Annotated in this window: 14 protein-coding genes; 6 read left to right on the top strand and 8 right to left on the bottom strand. The window is 51.8% G+C overall.

Annotated elements, in window-relative coordinates; genetic code table 11:
• The first annotated feature begins 493 nt into the window (after positions 1-493).
• Genes AB1724_10000 through AB1724_09990 form a run of 3 tightly spaced genes read left to right on the top strand, consistent with a single transcriptional unit; the run spans position 494 to position 2,338 of the window.
• Positions 494-1,669 carry a hypothetical protein gene (locus AB1724_10000; protein ID MEW6078133.1) on the top strand — a complete coding sequence of 392 codons (1,176 nt, stop codon included), beginning with the start codon at positions 494-496 and terminating at the stop codon, positions 1,667-1,669.
• The gene (locus AB1724_09995) at positions 1,666-1,878 is read left to right on the top strand and encodes a hypothetical protein (GenBank protein ID MEW6078132.1); all 213 of its coding nucleotides are present in this window, start codon (positions 1,666-1,668) and stop codon (positions 1,876-1,878) included. The genes AB1724_10000 and AB1724_09995 overlap by 4 nt, the downstream gene beginning before the upstream one ends.
• A 10-nt stretch (positions 1,879-1,888) precedes the next feature.
• The gene (locus AB1724_09990; GenBank protein MEW6078131.1) at positions 1,889-2,338 is read left to right on the top strand and encodes a PIN domain-containing protein; all 450 of its coding nucleotides are present in this window, start codon (positions 1,889-1,891) and stop codon (positions 2,336-2,338) included.
• A gap of 724 nt (positions 2,339-3,062) precedes the next feature.
• On the opposite strand, the gene AB1724_09985 is transcribed toward AB1724_09990, so the two are convergent.
• From AB1724_09985 to AB1724_09965, 5 genes are all read right to left on the bottom strand, one after another.
• Positions 3,063-6,155, bottom strand: coding sequence for a DEAD/DEAH box helicase family protein (locus AB1724_09985; GenBank protein ID MEW6078130.1), 3,093 nt, complete (start codon positions 6,153-6,155; stop codon positions 3,063-3,065).
• Between the two features lie 154 nt (positions 6,156-6,309).
• Positions 6,310-7,776: an ATP-binding protein gene (locus tag AB1724_09980; protein MEW6078129.1), complete on the bottom strand. Its 1,467-nt coding sequence runs from the start codon at positions 7,774-7,776 to the stop codon at positions 6,310-6,312.
• Positions 7,773-9,107 carry a restriction endonuclease subunit S gene (locus tag AB1724_09975; GenBank protein ID MEW6078128.1) on the bottom strand — a complete coding sequence of 445 codons (1,335 nt, stop codon included), beginning with the start codon at positions 9,105-9,107 and terminating at the stop codon, positions 7,773-7,775. Before AB1724_09975 ends, AB1724_09980 begins: the two co-directional genes overlap by 4 nt.
• On the bottom strand, positions 9,104-11,203 hold the full coding sequence (locus tag AB1724_09970) for a class I SAM-dependent DNA methyltransferase (protein ID MEW6078127.1): 2,100 nt from the start codon (positions 11,201-11,203) through the stop codon (positions 9,104-9,106). The genes AB1724_09975 and AB1724_09970 overlap by 4 nt, the downstream gene beginning before the upstream one ends.
• A 59-nt stretch (positions 11,204-11,262) precedes the next feature.
• Positions 11,263-11,490 carry a helix-turn-helix transcriptional regulator gene (locus AB1724_09965; GenBank protein MEW6078126.1) on the bottom strand — a complete coding sequence of 76 codons (228 nt, stop codon included), beginning with the start codon at positions 11,488-11,490 and terminating at the stop codon, positions 11,263-11,265.
• On the opposite strand from AB1724_09965, the gene AB1724_09960 reads away from it, so the two are divergent.
• Positions 11,490-14,015: a hypothetical protein gene (locus AB1724_09960; protein MEW6078125.1), complete on the top strand. Its 2,526-nt coding sequence runs from the start codon at positions 11,490-11,492 to the stop codon at positions 14,013-14,015. The genes AB1724_09965 and AB1724_09960 overlap by 1 nt on opposite strands.
• A 68-nt stretch (positions 14,016-14,083) precedes the next feature.
• The gene (locus AB1724_09955; GenBank protein ID MEW6078124.1) at positions 14,084-14,689 is read left to right on the top strand and encodes an ATP-binding protein; all 606 of its coding nucleotides are present in this window, start codon (positions 14,084-14,086) and stop codon (positions 14,687-14,689) included.
• 120 nt (positions 14,690-14,809) lie between these two features.
• Here AB1724_09955 and AB1724_09950 read toward each other — a convergent pair whose 3' ends face one another.
• The 3 genes from AB1724_09950 to AB1724_09940 all read right to left on the bottom strand — a co-directional run bounded on the left by AB1724_09950 (position 14,810) and on the right by AB1724_09940 (position 17,711).
• Positions 14,810-15,883, bottom strand: coding sequence for an MltA domain-containing protein (locus AB1724_09950; protein ID MEW6078123.1), 1,074 nt, complete (start codon positions 15,881-15,883; stop codon positions 14,810-14,812).
• Positions 15,884-16,170: 287 nt separating this feature from the next.
• On the bottom strand, positions 16,171-17,400 hold the full coding sequence (locus AB1724_09945; GenBank protein ID MEW6078122.1) for a type II toxin-antitoxin system HipA family toxin: 1,230 nt from the start codon (positions 17,398-17,400) through the stop codon (positions 16,171-16,173).
• Positions 17,397-17,711, bottom strand: coding sequence for a helix-turn-helix transcriptional regulator (locus AB1724_09940; protein ID MEW6078121.1), 315 nt, complete (start codon positions 17,709-17,711; stop codon positions 17,397-17,399). The genes AB1724_09945 and AB1724_09940 overlap by 4 nt, the downstream gene beginning before the upstream one ends.
• 134 nt (positions 17,712-17,845) lie before the next feature.
• Here AB1724_09940 and AB1724_09935 point away from each other — a divergent pair.
• On the top strand, positions 17,846-18,213 hold a 368-nt coding region (locus AB1724_09935; protein ID MEW6078120.1), incomplete at its 3' end, for an ATP-binding protein.

Below are 18,213 nucleotides of genomic sequence, written 5' to 3'. Positions count from 1 at the left end.
AAACTACGTTACGTTACCTCGGCGAAAAGACACTGGTGGAAAGGCAAGGCGGAGACCGTGAGCAAAAAACGATTTTTGCTAATAGAGGAGTGTTTTTTGTTGACTCACTTTCTCATAGGCGGCTTGATCGGAGGATCCATGTTTTTAATGGTATGTGTTTTTAAAACCCGGGAAACCCGGGCCAAAAGGAAACATGTGAGACCGAGACATAAGTAATTTTGGGAATTAAGTATGGTCCCCAGAATTCCTTGACTATCTGATGGCCCACGTTAATCGTTTGTTGCCGGAAGAAAACCCCGGCGCCAGGCCCCTGCGGACGTGGCTGGCCGATGAAAATACTGGAAAGAATGACATAAAACAATTTTGATTCATAAATACGTAATTATTATTTAAACCGTGGGATTAGTCGTGGTTACTATTAACTGTTTTTTTTGTATTATCCTTGACAATCGGTTATAATATTTAATATTTATGCAAAAAAAGGGGACCCATCATGGCATACAAAGAGCGAAAAGAATTAATGAAAGAGATTGAAGATTTCCGCGGTAACAGAACTTTAATCTCTTTGTTTAATTTTGATAGGCAATCTTTTCCACAGGTTTCAGAGCTTGGAATTTCGACTCAATTTGCTTCTGATCTAAAGGGTTGTTTGTATAGAATTCTAAAGGAAAGTAAAACCGGAAATGGTGTTGATATTTTTTTGTATACAAGGGGTGGTGACACCAATTCTGTTTGGCCCATTGCAAATTTAGTGCGAGAATTTGATAAAAATTTTGAAGTTATCGTTCCTTTTCGGGCGCATAGCGCTGGTACTCTTTTCGCTTTGGGTGCAAAAAATATTGTGATGACAAAGATGTCTGAATTGAGCCCGGTTGATCCTAGCACAGGGAACCAATTCAATCCCATTGATAAAGTGGATACAAAAAAGCGATTGTCTATTAGTGTTGAAGATGTAAATGCATATAAAGATTTTTTATTACAATCATATGGTATAGAAGAAACTCAAGAGCCGATGTCTTTAGAAAATAAAAATTTACTAAAGTCTCATCTGGAGGATTTAGTTAGAGAGCTACACCCCTTAGCTGTTGGGAATGTGTATCGTGTGCATAAGCTTATTCGGCGATTGGCGAAAGAATTATTGTCTTTTCATTCATCAAACAATGCTGATTTAGACAAGATAATTAAACAACTGACCGTTGAACCATATTCACATTTGCATATGATTTCAAGAAAAGAGGCATTAAAGATTCTAGGTAAAGACAGAATAACGAGTGCTTCTGCGCAACTTGAAAAAAAAGTTGATGAGCTTTTAAGAATATATGAGGAGGATTTTCAGTTAAGAGATTCTTTTTTTCTTTCAGAGTTTTTCAAAAAATCTGAAAAGCCCGAAAATAACCAGGCCGGAGGACAGGAAAAAGAAGCAAATAATTCTTCTCTGTCAAAGGATTTCAGGTTTGCAGGCGGTGTAGTTGAATCTACCAAATGTGGATATATTTTCATTACAAAGGGGACCATTACACCTTTTTCGAAAATACCGAACAATGTTAACGTCCAACTTCCTCCAGGTCAACCAATGCCATTGATCCCGGGTGCACCGATAGGATATAATATCGAGATATCAAGTCAAAGATGGCAGCGGAATAAAAAGAAAGAGGGGATTACGCTATGAGTGACTTTATAGAAGAATTTTTTACGACAACCACAGCGGATGACCAGAATAATTATTTTACCGGAGAGTATCAAGTTATAATCCCTCGCGTTAAACAACAAGTTCCTGCTGGTGAATATCGGGTTATCGATGGTGATTTTTTTCGTGTCCTTTCTGGTGGCTCTACCGAAGATGTACGTAAAAAAATTAAAGCACGTTTAACCGGATAAATTGATATAAGTGCTTTCATTTAACGTAGCGTTTGAAAACGTAGTTTTAATTGATACTTCCGCCGCGATTGCTCTAAAAGACCCAAATGACGAGCATTATCAAGACGCGAAGTTTTTTTTTGAATCGTCACAAGGTCTTTCCTGGGTTGTTTTAAACGAAACATCTCATGAATCATACACAAAATCTAGGTATGATTTTTATCATGAGAAAGCCATAGAAATATATAATTTCTTAACTGATGATAAGATGATAGCACTCACTTTTGATGAGAAAGATGAAGAGGAATCAGTAAAAATATTAAAAAAATATTCACAGCATTGCATTAGTTATCATGATGCACTCTGTGCGGTTATTATGAAAAAGGCTGGAATATATAAAATATTTACATTTGATTCAGACTTCTGGACTCTGGGCTTCCAAATAGTGCCCGGCATAACCAAAAAGAAAAAAAAGCGATAATTATTATAACCCTTCCGGCAAAGCATTCACTACTTCACCTTTCCTTATCACTCTGAAAAAGAGTATTCCCAAAACATTCTTCCGGTTGTCAACCTTCTTACTGCTACCAGTATCGGCCAGTTCTATTGGCTGGCGCCATGTTTGCTTCAACATCGTCTGCCCTCAATTCGGACCCTGCTCGGAATTCGGCACGCATTACGTTATCATCCATCATAGGTGATCTTAAAAATCGTATCCGTAAGCTAATGGCGGAAAGAATCGTTATCCTGGAACTGTTTGAAAAGCTGGGCATCATCGGCGAAGAGGGCCGTAATAACCCGTTTTAACGCCTTGTCGTGCTCAATACGGGCGTTTTGACGGTCGGAGTTCTGCTTGGTATTCTGATATGCCTGATCGGCGGAGACCTTCCTGGGGATCTCGTCGGGGAATTTCGGCGCCAGTAACCGAATTTTTTCATAAATATATATAAAAAGTGCTCTGCATTTTTTTCAAAGAACGCCAAGCAACTGGCGCCTGTGAAAAAACGCTTTCTTCAGGGGTCCCCATAATCCCTCCGGTCAAGCTCGTTAATATGAGTGGCCGGCGGTTACATTTCTTTTAACAGTTGGTTGGCTGCGGTCAGCAGGGGGGCCCAGACCGGGCCGAAGGGCGACGCGTAGATCAGGTCGCACTGGGGGCGAATTGTTCCGCCGTCATGTACGCCGCCAGGGCCTGTTAATCCCGCTTAATCCTGCGCATCTTTCGATCGGATGGCCTCGAAAATCTCCCTGGCAAGAATGGGAAAGGCCGCGCCCTGAAACTCCTTGTCCGCCATGTATCGGGTGACGATCTTGTCATTTTCGGCCATGCGCTCGATCATCAGGTCTTCGATTCTTTTGCGGATACCCAGCACGAACTTGTCCAGCGGGTTGGCCATGGCCGTCTGAATGACCTGATTACTCTTGCAGGCCTTTTCCTTGATCTGCTGGAAAAACAGGCGGTCTTCCTCGGTAAAGTTGGTTCCGAAGCGTTCATTGAGAACCTGAATGATCTCCGACAAGGGCAACTTTTCATCCTTGGCTCTGCCCGTGCCGACATCCGTAGGGCTTTTCACATACCGGGGATCACCTTCCCTGATTTCAATAGCCCCTGAATAAATGCGCTCCATGCGGTAGTATTGAAGCGTCACATTATCGGTCAGCTTGATGGTCAGCGGATCGCGGTCGATGGGCAGATGCGGCAGGAGAAATCGGCCATAGCTGTACAGCATTTCCAGTTCCGGATCGGCATAGGGGATGATCTGGGATAAAAAGGCATACAGGCGAATGTACCCGCTCAGTTTATCGCGAAATTCCTGCCGCTTTTCCTCTTCCTTGACTGCCGTGAACCGGTCCACGGCCGGCTGCAAGTGCCGTTGCATATGGGCATGGTCGGCGGCGTTTTGACGCTCCACCGGCTTATAAAACACCTGAGCAAAGGCCTCGACCTCGCTCCAGTAATAAATTTGGGCCTTATTCAACTCGTGCTTGAGCGTTTCGAGCTTGGACGGGTCGGACACCTCGGCCAGTCCGGTCTTGTCGTAATAGGGCTTGAAGGCTCGGAAGATGTCTTCGGCATTGTTAACGAAATCCAGCACAAAAGGCGCGTCTTTCCCCGGAATCATGCGGTTTAGCCGTGAAAGGGTCTGGACGGCCTGCACCCCGTCCAGGCGTTTGTCCACATACATCGTGTGCAGCAGGGGCTGGTCGAAACCGGTCTGGTATTTATTGGCCACCAGCAGGATCTGATAATCGGGTGAGTTGAATCGTTCGGGCAACTGGGTTTCGCTGATGGGCTTGCCGCTGACCACGTCGATGTTCATGCCCGGTTCGGTGTACTCGCCGCCGCTTTCCGGGTCTTTGAGCTTTCCGCTGAAAGCGACCAGGGGGCGGATATCCTGATAACCGTTTTCGGCAATGTAGCGCTCAAAGGCTTTCATATAGCGCACCGCATGCAGACGTGAGGAAGTCACCACCATGGCCTTGGCCTTGCCGCCGATGCGCTGTTTGACGTTGCGGCGGAAGTGCTCCACCATCACCTCGGTTTTCTGCTCAATGTTATGGGGATGCAGGCTCATGAATTTGGCCAGAGCCCGGGCAGTCTTTTTCTTGGGCAGGGCCGGATCATCCTCGGCCTCTTTAAGCAATCGATAGTAGACGCCGTAGGTGGTGTAATTGGTCAACACATCCAGGACAAAACGCTCCTCGATAGCCTGGCGCATGCTGTAAATATGAAAGGGTTCGGGTTTTCCCTCCGGCCCGGTGCGGCCGAACAGCTCGATGGTTTTTCCCTTGGGCGTGGCCGTGAAGGCGAAGAAGCTCAAGTTAGACTGCCTGCCCCGGGAGAGCATGACCTGGTTCAACCGGTCTTCCCAGTCCGCTTCGCCCTCATCGGTTTCGCCGGGGGCCGCGCCCAGAATGGCTTTGAGTTCCCGGGCCGTTTCGCCGGTCTGGCTGGAATGGGCTTCGTCCACGATCACGGCATATTTGCGGGCCGCAATTGCCGCTTCCCATTGCCGGGCCTGTTCCTTTTCTTCAGCCGTCGCCTTTTCCGCGCTATCGGCTCCGGCCGCTTTGAGCAACCCGCGCAGCACAAAGGGAAATTTCTGCAAGGTGGTGATGACGATCTGGGTGCCGTCGATCAGGGCATCGGCCAGTTGCGAGGAATCTTTGTCAACAGGTTTAACGACGCCCTGGGCATGCTCGATCTGGTAAATGGCATCCTGAAGTTGACGGTCCAGGACCCGGCGGTCGGTGATGACGATGACGCAGTCAAAGACTTTCCGGTCGCCGGCGTCATGCAGGCTGGCCAGCCGGTGGGAAAGCCAGGAGATGCTGTTGGTCTTGCCGCTGCCGGCCGAGTGCTGGATCAGGTAGTTATTTCCCGGCCCTTCCTTGCGGGCGGCATCCACGATCCGGCGCACGGCGTCCAGTTGATGAAAGCGGGGGAAAATCAGTTTTTCCAGGGTAAGGCGTCGCATGCCGCCTTGGCCGTCATCGATCTTTTCATCCCTGGTTTCAATAAACATAAAATGGCCGAGAATATCCAGGAAACTGTCCCGCTGAAGGACCTCCTCCCAGAAATACCCCGTGCGGTAACCGGATGGGTGTAGTGGATTGCCTGCTCCGCACTGCACCTGGCCGGGATGGCTGCCGCGGTTAAACGGCAGAAAGTGCGTGCCTTCTTTCCGCAGCCGTGTGGTCATGTGGACCTCGTCCGGATCCACGGCAAAATGCACCAGTGCGCGTGTTTTAAAGCCGAACAGCGGCGCGCGCGGGTCCCGATCCTCCTGGTATTGTCTGACCGCGCTTCGCCAGCTTTGACCGGTGCCGGGATTCTTCAGCTCGCAGGTGGCCACGGGCAGGCCGTTTAAGGAAAACAGCATGTCTACGGTTTCATGGCCGCCGGGGTGGCAAAGGGCCTGCCGGTTTACAAACAGCCGGTTTTTGGCATACAGGGCCAGCACCTCTTCATTAAGACCGTGGGCCGGCTTGAAATAGGCCATGCGGAAGGTCTTGCCGTAAAACTTGAACCCGTGGCGCAGCACATGGAGCATGCCCTTGGTGCTCAGCTCCTTGACCAGCGTATTTATCAGCAGCCCTTCCAATCCATTGCCGTGCAGCGCCCGCATCTGCTCCCAAAGATCGGCCTGGGTCTCTTGCAGGAAGGCGAATATCCGCGCCGGGAAAAGGGCTTGTTCCACATCCCATTCGGCGTTGGTACCGGGATGCCAGCCGGATTGGTCCAGAAGGGTCTGCTCCACGGTGGTCTCGAAGGCTTTTTCAGAGGTCGTTTTCATGAGTTTTCGCCCCTTGCAATCAAATAACCGTCAAATAAGCCAGAAATTTTATTGTTACTGTATTTACAGTCAGATACAGACATCCGTCATATTCTTTTCCGTTTGATCCCGGCCGTTCCATCAAATAACCGTCAAATAAACCGCCTCAAGCGGATTACGCCCAGAAGGGTATATATTTTGAATACTTACGCGATGCATCCGGATCACCGAGACGGATCAGGCCCTGTTCGACGGTTTCCCGGATTATCCGTGAGGCCAGAGCGCTGTTTTTTTGCTCGATCCCGAACCTCTCCCTCAACGTGGCGTTGGTCATGAATTCCCGATTGACATATTTCAAACAGGCGTGCAGGTAGCAGGCCCGCACACGGTCGTCTTTTTCCATGTCCTTCAGGGGTTTCGGGGCAAAGAGCAGCGCCCGGGTGTGTTCGTCGGTCACTTCGAACAGGGGGGCCGGCAACTGATAGAACTCGGTTTGAAAAACCACCTTGTCGATGCCGCTGCCCCGCTCTTCGCAGATTCCGGCCCGGCGCAGGAAGGAGGCCAGGGCTTCGTTACGCGACCGGGGCGGGCTGTCCAGAAACCGTTCCGTCCTGACCAGGGGGATTCCGGGATTGGTGATTTCCATGCGGTCGGAAAAAATTTCGATCATCGGTCCGGTACCGCGGATGAAGAAGTCCTGATGAATGATGGCGTTGGCCACCAGCTCGCGCACCGCCAGTTCCGGATAGACCGGTACGTCCCGTCGCAATGCCCGGCCGATGACTTCATTGCTGGGTAACAGATTGTTGATGTATCCGATCAATCCCTCAAATCCCGCGGCATACCCTCTGCCGCCAATCTGCTCCCGGATCGTTTCCAGTCTGTCGGTATCCTTATAAACAATGACCCGCACTGCCTTTCGCTTCAGGGTTTTGAAATCTTCCAGGCGCTTGGCCAAAAGGATCGCCCCCATATTGGAGATATTCCAGCCGCCGGCCTCGCAGTCGCTGATCATGGCATCATCTTTCAGGCGGGCAAGGATGCCGGTGCGGTCCGCGGGCAGGTTCTGGTTTGTCAGTTCGAAATAGGCCGGGTAGTCGAGCAGGCGCAGGACATTTTCGTCGGGCAGGCACTCGGCGGCCGGCAACTCCTCAAACGGAACGGCATCGAATATCCGCCATAAGGCCCGTTCTTTTTCGGGGAAATCCTTGAGCTTCTTCTTGTAAGAGCCGACGCGGATAAATTCCTGTCCGCTGAAACCGACCGGCTTGTCGGATGCCCGGGGGATTTCCAGGATGACGACCGGTTTCCCATCAGAGGCGATGCTATGGAATCGGAAATGTATGCGGGGGTTGGTCAGCCGCAGCAGCCAGCTTTCCAGTTCTTCGCCGCCTTTTCTGGCCTGATCGGGCCTGAAGGACGTGCCGGTGATGTCGTGGGCGCCGTCGTCCACCCCCCACACCAGATAGCCGTTGGTCTTGCCGCACAAAGCCGCCGCGTTGCTCAGGGCCGAGATGTATTCGCCGATTTCCTGGGGATCGGCATAATTGGCCTTGAATTCCACCCACTCGGTTTCATTGGGCAGCTTGCACAACTCGCGCAGCAACCCGGCCAGGTAGGCTTCGTTTCGGTCTGCGTTCATTGGACGGTACCTCGCACGTCGATTTTACCCGTTACCGCGGCGGTGATCAGGGCGGTGCGGTATTCCTGAAGGCGGTCGATGGCGGCCTCGACCTTGGCGATGAGTTGGTCGATTTTCGTTGTCGCTTGGTCCAGAAAATCACAAATGACATTTTGTTCAATTAAAGGCGGGAAGCCAGCAATAATAGAGCCCACCGTGTCGGTATTCAGATTCAATTGTGTTCCAAGCTTCCCCAATCCTTTATATGGTTCACCACATTCAAAAAGATAAAACAGGAACCTCTTGTCTCCCTTCCACTTGGGGAAATAGACAAAGCCGTCATGGATGCAACATTTTATAACAGTGATGCAGGGCTTTCCAACTGATCCGGCAATGCTCAGGAAGATTTCCCCAGGATTAAGTTTCACGCTCAGTGAACTCCCAAGATCAGAAAGACGCTGAGTCGTGCTTCTTAAATACATGCCAGCAGAGGTCACATCAGAAATTCTAACCCAGGCATATTCTCCTTCATCATCAAAATAGATCGGATCGTCTATCGGTCTTGGCGAGGCTCCGCGTTGGACCGCCGTCTCCCATTTAATCGCTTTGACCTCCCAAAGCTCCGGCACATCCCCCAGCCACTCAACGCCCGAGGGCTTGAGTTTGGGATGCGGTTCGAGGCCGGCGGCCCGGGCCGCATCGGGCGGCAGACCGCGGGTGACGGTGCGCGAGATGAGGGCCGTGCGCTTTTCCTTCAGCTTTTCGATCAGCGTTCGCTTTTTCCCCAAAAGGGTGTCGATCTTGTCAGTCTCTCGGTCTAAGAAATCAGCAAGAGAAACCTGTTCTTGGAATTGAGGAAACCCTGTAACAATCGAACCCACGGTGTCGGTATTCAGATTCAACTGTGTTCCAAGCTTCCCCAATCCTTTATATGGCTCACCACATTCAAAAAGATAAAACAGGAACCTCTTGTCCCCCTTCCACTTCGGGAAATAGACAAACCCATCATGGATACAACATTTTATGGAAGTGATGCATGGCTTTCCAACTGATCCAGCAATGCTTAAAAAGATTTCCCCATCATTAAGCTTCAGACTCAATGAACTCCCAAGCTCTGAAAGACGTTGCGTCGTGTTTCTCAGATACATACCAGCAGAAGTCACATCAGAAATTCTAACCCAGGCATATTCTCCTTCATCATCAAAATAGATCGGATCATCTATCGGCCTTGGCGACGCTCCGCGTTGGACAGGGGTTTCCCACTTTATTGCTTTTACATCCCAATGCTCCGGCACCTTTCCCAGCCACTCGACCCCGCTGTCCTTGTATTTCGGATATGCCCTGTACTTCACGCCGTCACCTCTTTGAGCAGGGCCAGGATCTCGCCTTCCAGGGTCTTGATGTCCGCTTCGATCTCAGAAAGATCCCGGGGCGGCTCGTAGCAATAGAAGTGGCGGTTCAAGGGGATTTCGTAGCCGACCTTGGTTTTGCTGTGGTCAATCCAGGCGTCCGGCACATGGGGCAGGACCTCGCGTTTAAAATAGGCCTCGATGCTCTCCTTGAGGGGCACGTTTTCCGTGTCGCGCAGCTCCGGGTCGGGTTCCGGATTGCCTTGCTTGTCCCGGCAAATTTCGGCGGTCTCGTCCCGTTCGCCCAGGGCGCTGAGCACGGCCTTGAGTTCGGCGGCGGACAGACGCACGCCCCGCTTGCGGTCGATTTCCCGAAGATCGAGGAGAAACGCCTTGCGGTCTTTGTACATCGTTTCCCCATGGACTTCAGCAAAGGCCAGTAGCAGGGATCGGATCTCTTCCTGCCGCTGCTGTCCGGCTTCGATTTCCCGCAGGCGAGCGGCTTCGTTTTTCTTCTTGCTGTCGGCCAGATTTTTGAAAGCAGTTTCGTTTTCCAGCCGGGCCATACGTTCGGCATTGGCCTGAAAGTTGAGCCGCAGGGGCCGCTCCACCGTGATCTTGTGAAAGCCGAAGTCGGCGTTGTCAAATATCTTGCCGACCACCAGGGTCTTTTTTCCGCCGTTGACTGCAAAAGTGCGGGTTTCGTTGTCCTGAAATTGTCCGAAGACGCGGGTAACGTCGCCGATCTGGTCCGACTCGTCCTCGTCCACGTCGCCGATCTTGTTGCGCTTGTTGCCCAGGCTTTTTTTCATTTTTACAAAAAACTGGCGGGCGTCGATGAGCTGGACCTTGCCCTTGCGCTCCGGCTCCTTGCGGTTGGTGAGCACCCAAATGTAGGTGAAAATGCCGGTGTTGTAAAAAAGCTGGTCCGGCAGGGCCACCACGGCTTCCAGCCAGTCGTTTTCGATGATCCACTGGCGGATGTTGCTCTCCCCGCTGCCGGCATCGCCGGTAAACAGCGGCGAGCCGTTGAACACGATGGCGATGCGGCTGCCGCCTTCGCCCGGCGCCCGCATCTTGGAGAGCATGTGCTGGAGGAAGAGCAGGGAGCCGTCGTTGATGCGCGGCAACCCGGCGCCGAAGCGGCCCTCGTAGCCCAGGGTGTCATGCTCCTGCTGGATGTAGCGGGCCTGCTGTTTCCACTCCACGCCAAAGGGCGGGTTGGCCAGCATGTAGTCGAAGGTGATCTTTTTGCCCTGGGCGTCCCGGTCAAACCCGTCCTTGGTAAAAGTGTCTCCGAGCCGGATGTTGTCCGCATCCTCGCCCTTGATGAGCATGTCGGATTTGCACACGGCCCAGGCCTCGTCGTTCCAGTCCTGACCGAACAGCAGGGGATTGGCCTTGCGGTTCAGGGCCAGAATGTAGTTCTCGGACACCGAAAGCATGCCGCCGGTGCCGCAAGCCGGATCGTAGATGGTTTTGACCACGTGGCTGCGGCCAAGATCCTTTTCCGGAGACAGCAGCAGGTTGACCATCAGTTTGATGACCTCCCTGGGAGTAAAGTGTTCGCCCGCTTCTTCGTTGGACTGCTCGGCGCCGATCCGGATCAGCTCCTCGAACACATAGCCCATCTGCATGCTGTCCACCCGTTCCGGGGACAGGTCGATCCGGGAAAAGGCCTTGATGACTTCATAGAGCAGGTTTTTCTCGGCCATGCGGGTGATTTGCTGGTCAAAGGCAAAGCGCTCCATGATCTGCCGCACGTTCTTGGAGAATCCGTTGATATAGCTGTTCAGGTTCGGAGCGAGCTGGTTGGGGTCGTCGAGCAGTCTGGGCAGATCGAATTTGGACAGATTATAAAACGGCCGGCCGGTGATTTTCTCCAGCAGGCTGCGCACCACGCTTTCGGGCTTGGCCTTGATCCGCGCATGCTCTTTGAGCACCCGCTCCTTGGTCGGGGCAAGAAGACAGTCGAACCGTCTTAAAACGGTTAGCGGAAGAATCACTTTCCGGTACTCATTGCGCTTATAAGGGCCACGCAGCAGGTTGCAGATGCTCCAGATGAAATTAGCGAGCTGTGAGTGGGTCTCCTGATTCATCCCCCGTTCCTTTGTAAATAACGCCCATTCGGTTTAAAAACCGTTCGTGATGGGGCGGTTTATTTGGTGCTTTGCGGCAGTTCGAGCATCCCCCGTGCCGTCATTCTGTCGCAGAAGGCATCCAGCTGTGCCCGGGCCAGCTTGGACGGCCTGGCCTGGCCGTTCTCCCAGCGGTTGACCGTGGCATAGCTCACCCCAAGCTCGCGGGCCAGATCCTCCTGGCTGATGGCAAGTTGACGGCGCACTTCTTTAACCAAAGCCGCGTAATCCGGATGAGCAAGTTTCATTGGTCTTCCTGTCGATGATATCCAAAGGTAATGATGAACATGATAACAGATGTTATATCATCCGCGCAGAATTTCGCAATCAATTTTGCAGGCCAATCAACCTGGAAATCGTTTATAATTTCATCTTCTTTGTTGTTGTTCCGCGTTGTTCCGAAAAATACTTGACAGCCCCAAAAGACAGGGTTATTATCGTCCCGTGGAACAACAAGGAACAACATTGGAGGTGTATCATGAGTGATGGAAAAGCAAGAGCGACTTTGAGTAAAGGCAGGCTTAGCTGGTGCGTAATTTTTCGCCATCCGGTCTGCCTGGGGCCGGATGGGAAGCAAAAACTGCGCGTTCGGCGTGGTTTGGGCACATCTGAACAAACGGAGGCTCAGGTTCTTGTAGACCAATTAAATCAGATTATTGAGGAACCAGCCTGGTGGAGTTTGTCCAGCCGTGAGGCTGTGGCTCAGCGCTTTGATGCAAAAATCGTCGGGGCATTTTATGATCCCATGCTGCCGACATCTTTTGATCCCTGGACTGTCCGGGAAGAAGCCATCCCCCTACCCGGTGGGAACGATTCTTCCGATGGTTATGCGCGGATTCTTTTTGTTGGAACCACCGGCGCCGGAAAAACCACCATTGTAAGACAGCTTTTAGGCACCGACCCGGACCACGAACGATTCCCTTCGATTTCAGCCGCTAAAACGACGACATGCGATATTGAAATCATCCTGGACGAGGGGCCGCTGAGAGCTGTGGTCACCTTCATCCCTCGGGATCGGGTCCGTCAATATATTGCCGAATGCGTCCTTGCAGCGGTTGTCAGTAAAGTGGATGGAGCGTCCGAACAAGATGTCGTTCGTCGTTTTCTTGAGCACAGCGAACAGCGATTCCGGTTGAGCTATGTTTTGGGCAGCCCGACACTACTCCTATCAACTGGTGCGGATGAACTCGAAGATGATGACCTGGATGATGAAACCGGATCAAGCGCTCTTGAAGACGATGGCCTGGATGATGCCGCGCGGGAAAAACTGCTCAGCACTCTCAAAGCCTATCTTCATGAAATCGACCAACTCGTGAAAAAGGCTGAGTCTGTGATGGAAAAGACGGCTGGTGAATTGGACATAAAAATGGCCGAAGCCACGCGGGACGAGCGCGAGACCCTTCAGGAACTGGTGGAGGACCAACTCCTTAATATGGAACGATTTCATCAACTCGTGGACACCATCCTCGATGATGTGGAAAGCCGCTTTGCCTACCTTTCGGAAGGCGAAATTGTCCGGGGCAAGGACGGTTGGCCTATTAAGTGGACCCATCAGGATGCGAATCGTACCCAATTCATTCGCGTGGTTAACCGCTTTTCCAGCAACTATGCACCACATTTCGGACGGTTGATGACACCACTTGTAGAAGGCATCCGCGTTGCAGGGCCTTTCTGTCCGGAATGGAGAAAAGGAAACGTGCCCAAGCTGGCAATTATGGACGGTCAAGGCATCGGGCATACCGCAGACAGCACTTCCAGCCTGCCCACATCCGTTACCAGCAGGTTCCGGATCGCGGACGCGATCGTGCTGGTGGATAACGCCGCACAGCCTATGCAGGCGGGACCTTATGCCGCACTTGAATCCTTGGTAATCAGTGGCCATGAATCAAAATTGATTTTAGCTTTCACCCATTTCGATGAGGTCACGGGAGACAACCTAAGAGGGAACGCCGCCAAGAAAGACCATGTTGTCGGCTCCTTTGATAATGCGGTTCATGCCATCGGCAAAAATTACGGTCGTGAGACCGAATCCGCTCTCCGCAATCTCATTCCGAAGCGTCTTGTGTTTTTGTCCAACATTCAGAAACGGGTTCCTGGTTCGGCTAAATTCACCCTGTCCGAATTGAACCGATTTTTGGAGGCCATCGAAGCGTCCATCATTCCAGCCGAACCAGTGGCATACCATCCGATATATGATGTTGCCAACCTTGTGCTTGCCATACAGAAAGCCGCGCAAGAGTTTCATGAAAGATGGAAAGGAATTTTAGGAATGGGGTCGATTGCGGGCGTCAGACCTGAACACTGGACACGGATCAAAGCCCTTTCTCGTCGACTGGGCATTTTCAAGGTGGACGAATACGATACGCTGCGTCCCGTGGCCGACCTCATCCGGCTTCTGCAAATTCATGTCAGCCAGTTCCTTTCAAATCCCCTAGGGTGGACACCATCGGCTCCGCCGGAGGCTGATCAGGTTCGTATTGATGCTGTGGATGCCGTCAAAAAGGAGGTTTTTACCCGCCTCCACGACATGTCAAGACGCAGGGTGTTAGAAGAGCGTGTGCGGGAATGGGTCAGTGCTTACGAGCACCGGGGCATTGGTTCAACAAGAACCAGAGCCAGAGATGTGATTACCATCTACGAGGAAGCGGCTCCTATTCCCAATGAGATGCCGGGGCCTGATGCGAACAAGTTCCTGTTCGATTTAAGAGCGCTGATTGCAGACTCGGTAACAATGGCGGGAGGGCAGTTAAAAGGCTGGTCGCAAGAAGAATAGAATTACGGTGCCAGTATACTTATTTCCGGTTAAATGAATATACTGGCACCATAATCCTGCGTGAGGCGGTGGTCAACGCGCTGGTGCATCGCGATTACCGGTCCACGGCCAATGTGCAGATGTATATTTTCAAAGACCGGGTGGAAATCGTCAGCCCCGGGGGATTGCCCGCCGGCATGACCGAGGCCGATCTGGGCGTTAAGAGCATTCCGCGCAACCCCCTGTTGTTCGGCATGCTTTACCGCATGGAGGCGGTGGAGCATATCGGTTCCGGCATCAAACGCATTCGCAATTTGTGCCGGGAGTACGGAGTGGATGCGCCGCTCATTGAGGTGTCCGAACACTGGTTTACGGTGATTTTCCCAAGGCCGGGCGTGGAGTCGGAAGAAGCGGTTGCTGCAGGCACCCCCGAAGCCACCCCCGAAGTGGCCCCCGAAGTCACCCCCGAAGTTCAAAGTATGCTTTTTGTTTTTGATGGGGAAATGCCTCGCCGCGATATCATGGGCGCCCTTGGCCTTTCAGATGAAAAGCATTTCCGGGAACATTACCAGCAGACCGCGATCCGGCTGGGTCTGATAGAGATGACCATTCCCGACAAACCGCGTAGCAGCAAACAGAAATATCGGCTGACCGACAGGGGGAGACGGTTGCTGGCAGGAAAGAAAAAGGAATAGGAAAATCCGGGGACAGTAAACTTATTTCGGTCATGTTGAATATGAAATAGATATACTGTCCCCGGGATTTCCGGGATTTCGATTTTATCCAGGTCCTGAGTAGCTGGAGAATCCGGTCGTTTATGGTAAGGGGAGGGCGGGCGCCCTTAAGATAAAAAAATAGAGCTCGCCCGGGTGCTGCGAATATCCGGCTGCGATTTCAGCATACGGGCCATCGCCCCAGAACAGATCCGCCCGGCCCGGCCCCTTGATGGCGCCGCCCGTATCCTGGTTCAGCACAAAGCGGCTGAAATCCTGCCATTTGCTGATATTACCCGCGGCATCTACAACAGGTTTTTGAGAGGTCATAAATCCCACGGCAGCGGCCGGGAATATCCCTTTTTCCAGCGCTACCGATCTTCCGGCAGTCACTTTTGTTCCGTAACAGCCGCAGGGCCCGTCTTTGTTCAGCTTAAAAAACACATAACTCGGATTATAGTTCAGCACATCATCAACCTCATCCGGATGTTCACGAAGATAGGACCTGATCTTCTGCATGGACATCTCTTCCCTGGCAATTTTGCCTTCACGGATCAGCAAGGCGCCGATACTTTTATAGGGATGACCGTTTGTCGTATGATAGTGAAGGTAAAAAGGGGCCCCGCCGTCAATATAGAGTTTCCCGGACCCTTGTATTTGGAGAAAAAAAAGATCCACCCGATCCTTCACATAAGCCAGGGGGTGAACTTTGCCGGCAAGCCGGCCCTCATTTATTTCCCTGCGGTCATAGTAAGGAATGATTGTTCTGTCATCCGTAACCCGCCCAACGATTTTCTCCTCCCCCTTGAAACGGAGACCAAACCGGGAGAGATCAATAACAACATGATCCTCCGGGCGTGCAAAAACAGGATAAGGAAACGCCGGGCCTGGCGATGCGCTTGCCTCAAGTGCGGGTTCATAGTATCCGGTAAAAAGAACATCCCCGGTTTCTTTACGGCCACGGGCCTTATACACCTGAAAGCAGGACCGGATAAATTTGTTCAGCGTTTCTTTTGATGGCGCATATCCCAGGAAGTCCCCCAAAAGCGCCAGGGTCTTAATCATATGCTGTGTATCATACACATCTTCGTCAAACCGGAACTTGCGATCAGGCGGAAGTTTTTTCAGATATGTCAGACTTTCCTGAATGGCCTCTTTTAATCCGTCGTAGTTCATATCATCCGTAAATTCAGGATACCGGCTCACAGACAGTTTTTTAAGCGCTGACCCGTCAACCTTTTCAGGTTTAACCTTCAATAAGGAACACCCCTGAAACCCCCCGGCAATAAAAGCCAGCATTAATATAGTCAATAATGATTTCAATATGTTGTCATTCGTTTTAAATTCCGGGGACAGTATACTTATTTAGTGCACACTAGACTATGATGAATTGGGTGATAATATTGTACTGGATCCTGGATCGGGGTCCAGGATGACGCGGTTCTCTGACATTCTGAATATTATCATGAAACCGTTATCCGAGTTCGCTGTCTGATATCATTCCCGATATTTTCAGCATCCTTTGCCGGTACCCGGCATTCTCTGAAAATGTCGGGCCATTGCAAGACGGCCGCATTAATTTCCATAATTGTATTTAGTGCTTCCTGCCGTCTTTTGATTCCAAAGAACTTTGATTCGGTCAGCAGTGTTTCAAAATTCGGCGGTCTTGAATCCAGGCCGATTCGCAGCACATGTTCCCGGTTTAAACCGATATTCGGTATCAGGTCGAAGGCGGGGCTCAAGCGCCAGCCGTCGTCATCATGCAGCATGAGGAAGTTTTTAAGGTGATCATCGGTGTTGCCGATCAGCACGTTGAAGACCATCTGCCGGTATAGCCGGTAAAGGTCCTGGGCGGGTTGTGATGAAATGTGCCGGATCACTTCGGCCAGATCGCGGTAGCCGGCATTGTAATAGTCATCGGCCCTGAGCAGTGTCTGCATGCTGATCAGGTGGTTACGACCGCCTGTGGCATTGATATCGAACCGCTTCACCAGCAGGCATTTCCCGGCTTTACCCAGGGGCATGAGCCTGGTCTCGGCCGTTTCTATTCCGGCCCGGCGGCCCAGTTCCATGGCGGCAGCCTCCAGGCTTACCACATCCAGTCGGTCCCTGGCGCTGGCGAATTTTGCCAGATAGGAACCGCTTTCATCCGCGACAAGGGCCTTGGGCCTGGCCCCGCCGGGCGAACTGCCGGCCTGAAACAAGAGGGAAAATTCATCGTCGGTTGCGGCAGCGGGTTCCTGCTCGAATTTTTCCGCGAGCAATGCCAGTTCCTGCAAGTGCCGGCTGGAGACGCTTGCTGTTTCCGGTTCGGGTGAGCCGTCTTCCACGTAGCCCAACGCGCCCAGCCCCTTGCCGCCCAGCAGCCGTAACAGGTTGGGGACACGCTCTTCATCACGTTTCAGATTGTAACGGCGGATCATGAGCCGCCGACCCCAGTCATCCGGCAGGCTGTCTTCAAAAACGCCATGAACGCCGGCACGGGGGCGGTCGGCATTAAAAATTTCCGCGGACAAAGGCAGGTTCAGGGGGTCGAGTGCAAAGGCCCCGGGCTGTTCCAGGTATCCGGGCATGTAACGGAACTGTCCCTGCAACCGTCCACCCCCGGCAGTGTCCGGATCAGCGACAACCAGGCTGCCCGCCTTGACACTTTTCCCTGATGGTAATGTCAGCCAGGCATCAAGTCGGATCATTTGCGTTGATTTCTCCTGGTGCCGGCCCGTTGCCGTTGGTTGCTCTTTTTTTCATATTTTGCAAACAGATCTTCCTTTTCGGCCAGAATTTCCTTCCAATCGTCAAGCCGGCCAAGGATGCTGCTGGCAGCAATCCAGTTGCCGATCAGCGTCTGTGGCGATCCCTTTTCCATCCGGCTGTACGACTGACGGGTCAGGCCGATCCGTTGGGCGAACAACGCCTGGCTTTCGTTCCGGGCCAGACGTGCTTCTTTCAGGCGTTGTCCGAGCTGTTTTAAAAGCGACTCGATTTCTATATCTTTGTTAAACATATTTTACTTTATATAATAAAAATATGTATTATGCAAAGTATTTTTTACAAACTAACAATTCCGACAATTCCGGACACAATTCCGGGGACACCATACTTAATTCCCAGAATTCGGGGACACCTTAAGAGGACAAGGTGTCCCCGTGGTTCTGGAAGGCTGAAGCCTTCTGCTGCATTGCCTCTTGTTCTTCGAACACCGGCAACGAGTTGCCGGTGCCACCCACGGTGGAGCATATCGGTTCCGGCATCAAACGCATTCGCAATTTGTGCCGGGAGTACGGAGTGGATGAGCCGCTCATTGAGGTGTCCGAACACTGGTTTACGGTGATTTTCCCAAGGCCGAAGGTGGAGTCGGAAGAAGCGGTTGCTGCAGACACCCCCGAAGTCACCCCCGAAGTTCAAAGTATGCTTTTTGTTTTTGATGGGGAAATGCCTCGCCGCGATATCATGGGCGCCCTTGGCCTTTCAGATGAAAAGCATTTCCGGGAACATTACCAGCAGAC

This window comes from Thermodesulfobacteriota bacterium, assembly GCA_040753795.1.
Classification (GTDB): Bacteria; Desulfobacterota; Desulfobacteria; order Desulfobacterales; family Desulfosudaceae; genus JBFMDX01.
The sequence above is the reverse complement of the archived record's forward strand: the minus strand, read 5'-3'. Positions and strand labels throughout refer to the sequence as shown.

Bases quoted from the DNA above. Each gene is read 5' to 3' on its own strand.
- AB1724_10000 (MEW6078133.1), top strand. From the start codon at position 494: ATGGCATACAAAGAGCGAAAAGAATTAATGAAAGAGATTGAAGATTTC.
- AB1724_09995 (MEW6078132.1), top strand. From the start codon at position 1,666: ATGAGTGACTTTATAGAAGAATTTTTTACGACAACCACAGCGGATGAC.
- AB1724_09985 (MEW6078130.1), bottom strand. From the start codon at position 6,155: ATGAAAACGACCTCTGAAAAAGCCTTCGAGACCACCGTGGAGCAGACC.
- AB1724_09980 (MEW6078129.1), bottom strand. From the start codon at position 7,776: ATGAACGCAGACCGAAACGAAGCCTACCTGGCCGGGTTGCTGCGCGAG.
- AB1724_09970 (MEW6078127.1), bottom strand. From the start codon at position 11,203: ATGAATCAGGAGACCCACTCACAGCTCGCTAATTTCATCTGGAGCATC.
- AB1724_09965 (MEW6078126.1), bottom strand. From the start codon at position 11,490: ATGAAACTTGCTCATCCGGATTACGCGGCTTTGGTTAAAGAAGTGCGC.
- AB1724_09950 (MEW6078123.1), bottom strand. From the start codon at position 15,883: ATGAACTACGACGGATTAAAAGAGGCCATTCAGGAAAGTCTGACATAT.
- AB1724_09945 (MEW6078122.1), bottom strand. From the start codon at position 17,400: ATGATCCGACTTGATGCCTGGCTGACATTACCATCAGGGAAAAGTGTC.
- AB1724_09940 (MEW6078121.1), bottom strand. From the start codon at position 17,711: ATGTTTAACAAAGATATAGAAATCGAGTCGCTTTTAAAACAGCTCGGA.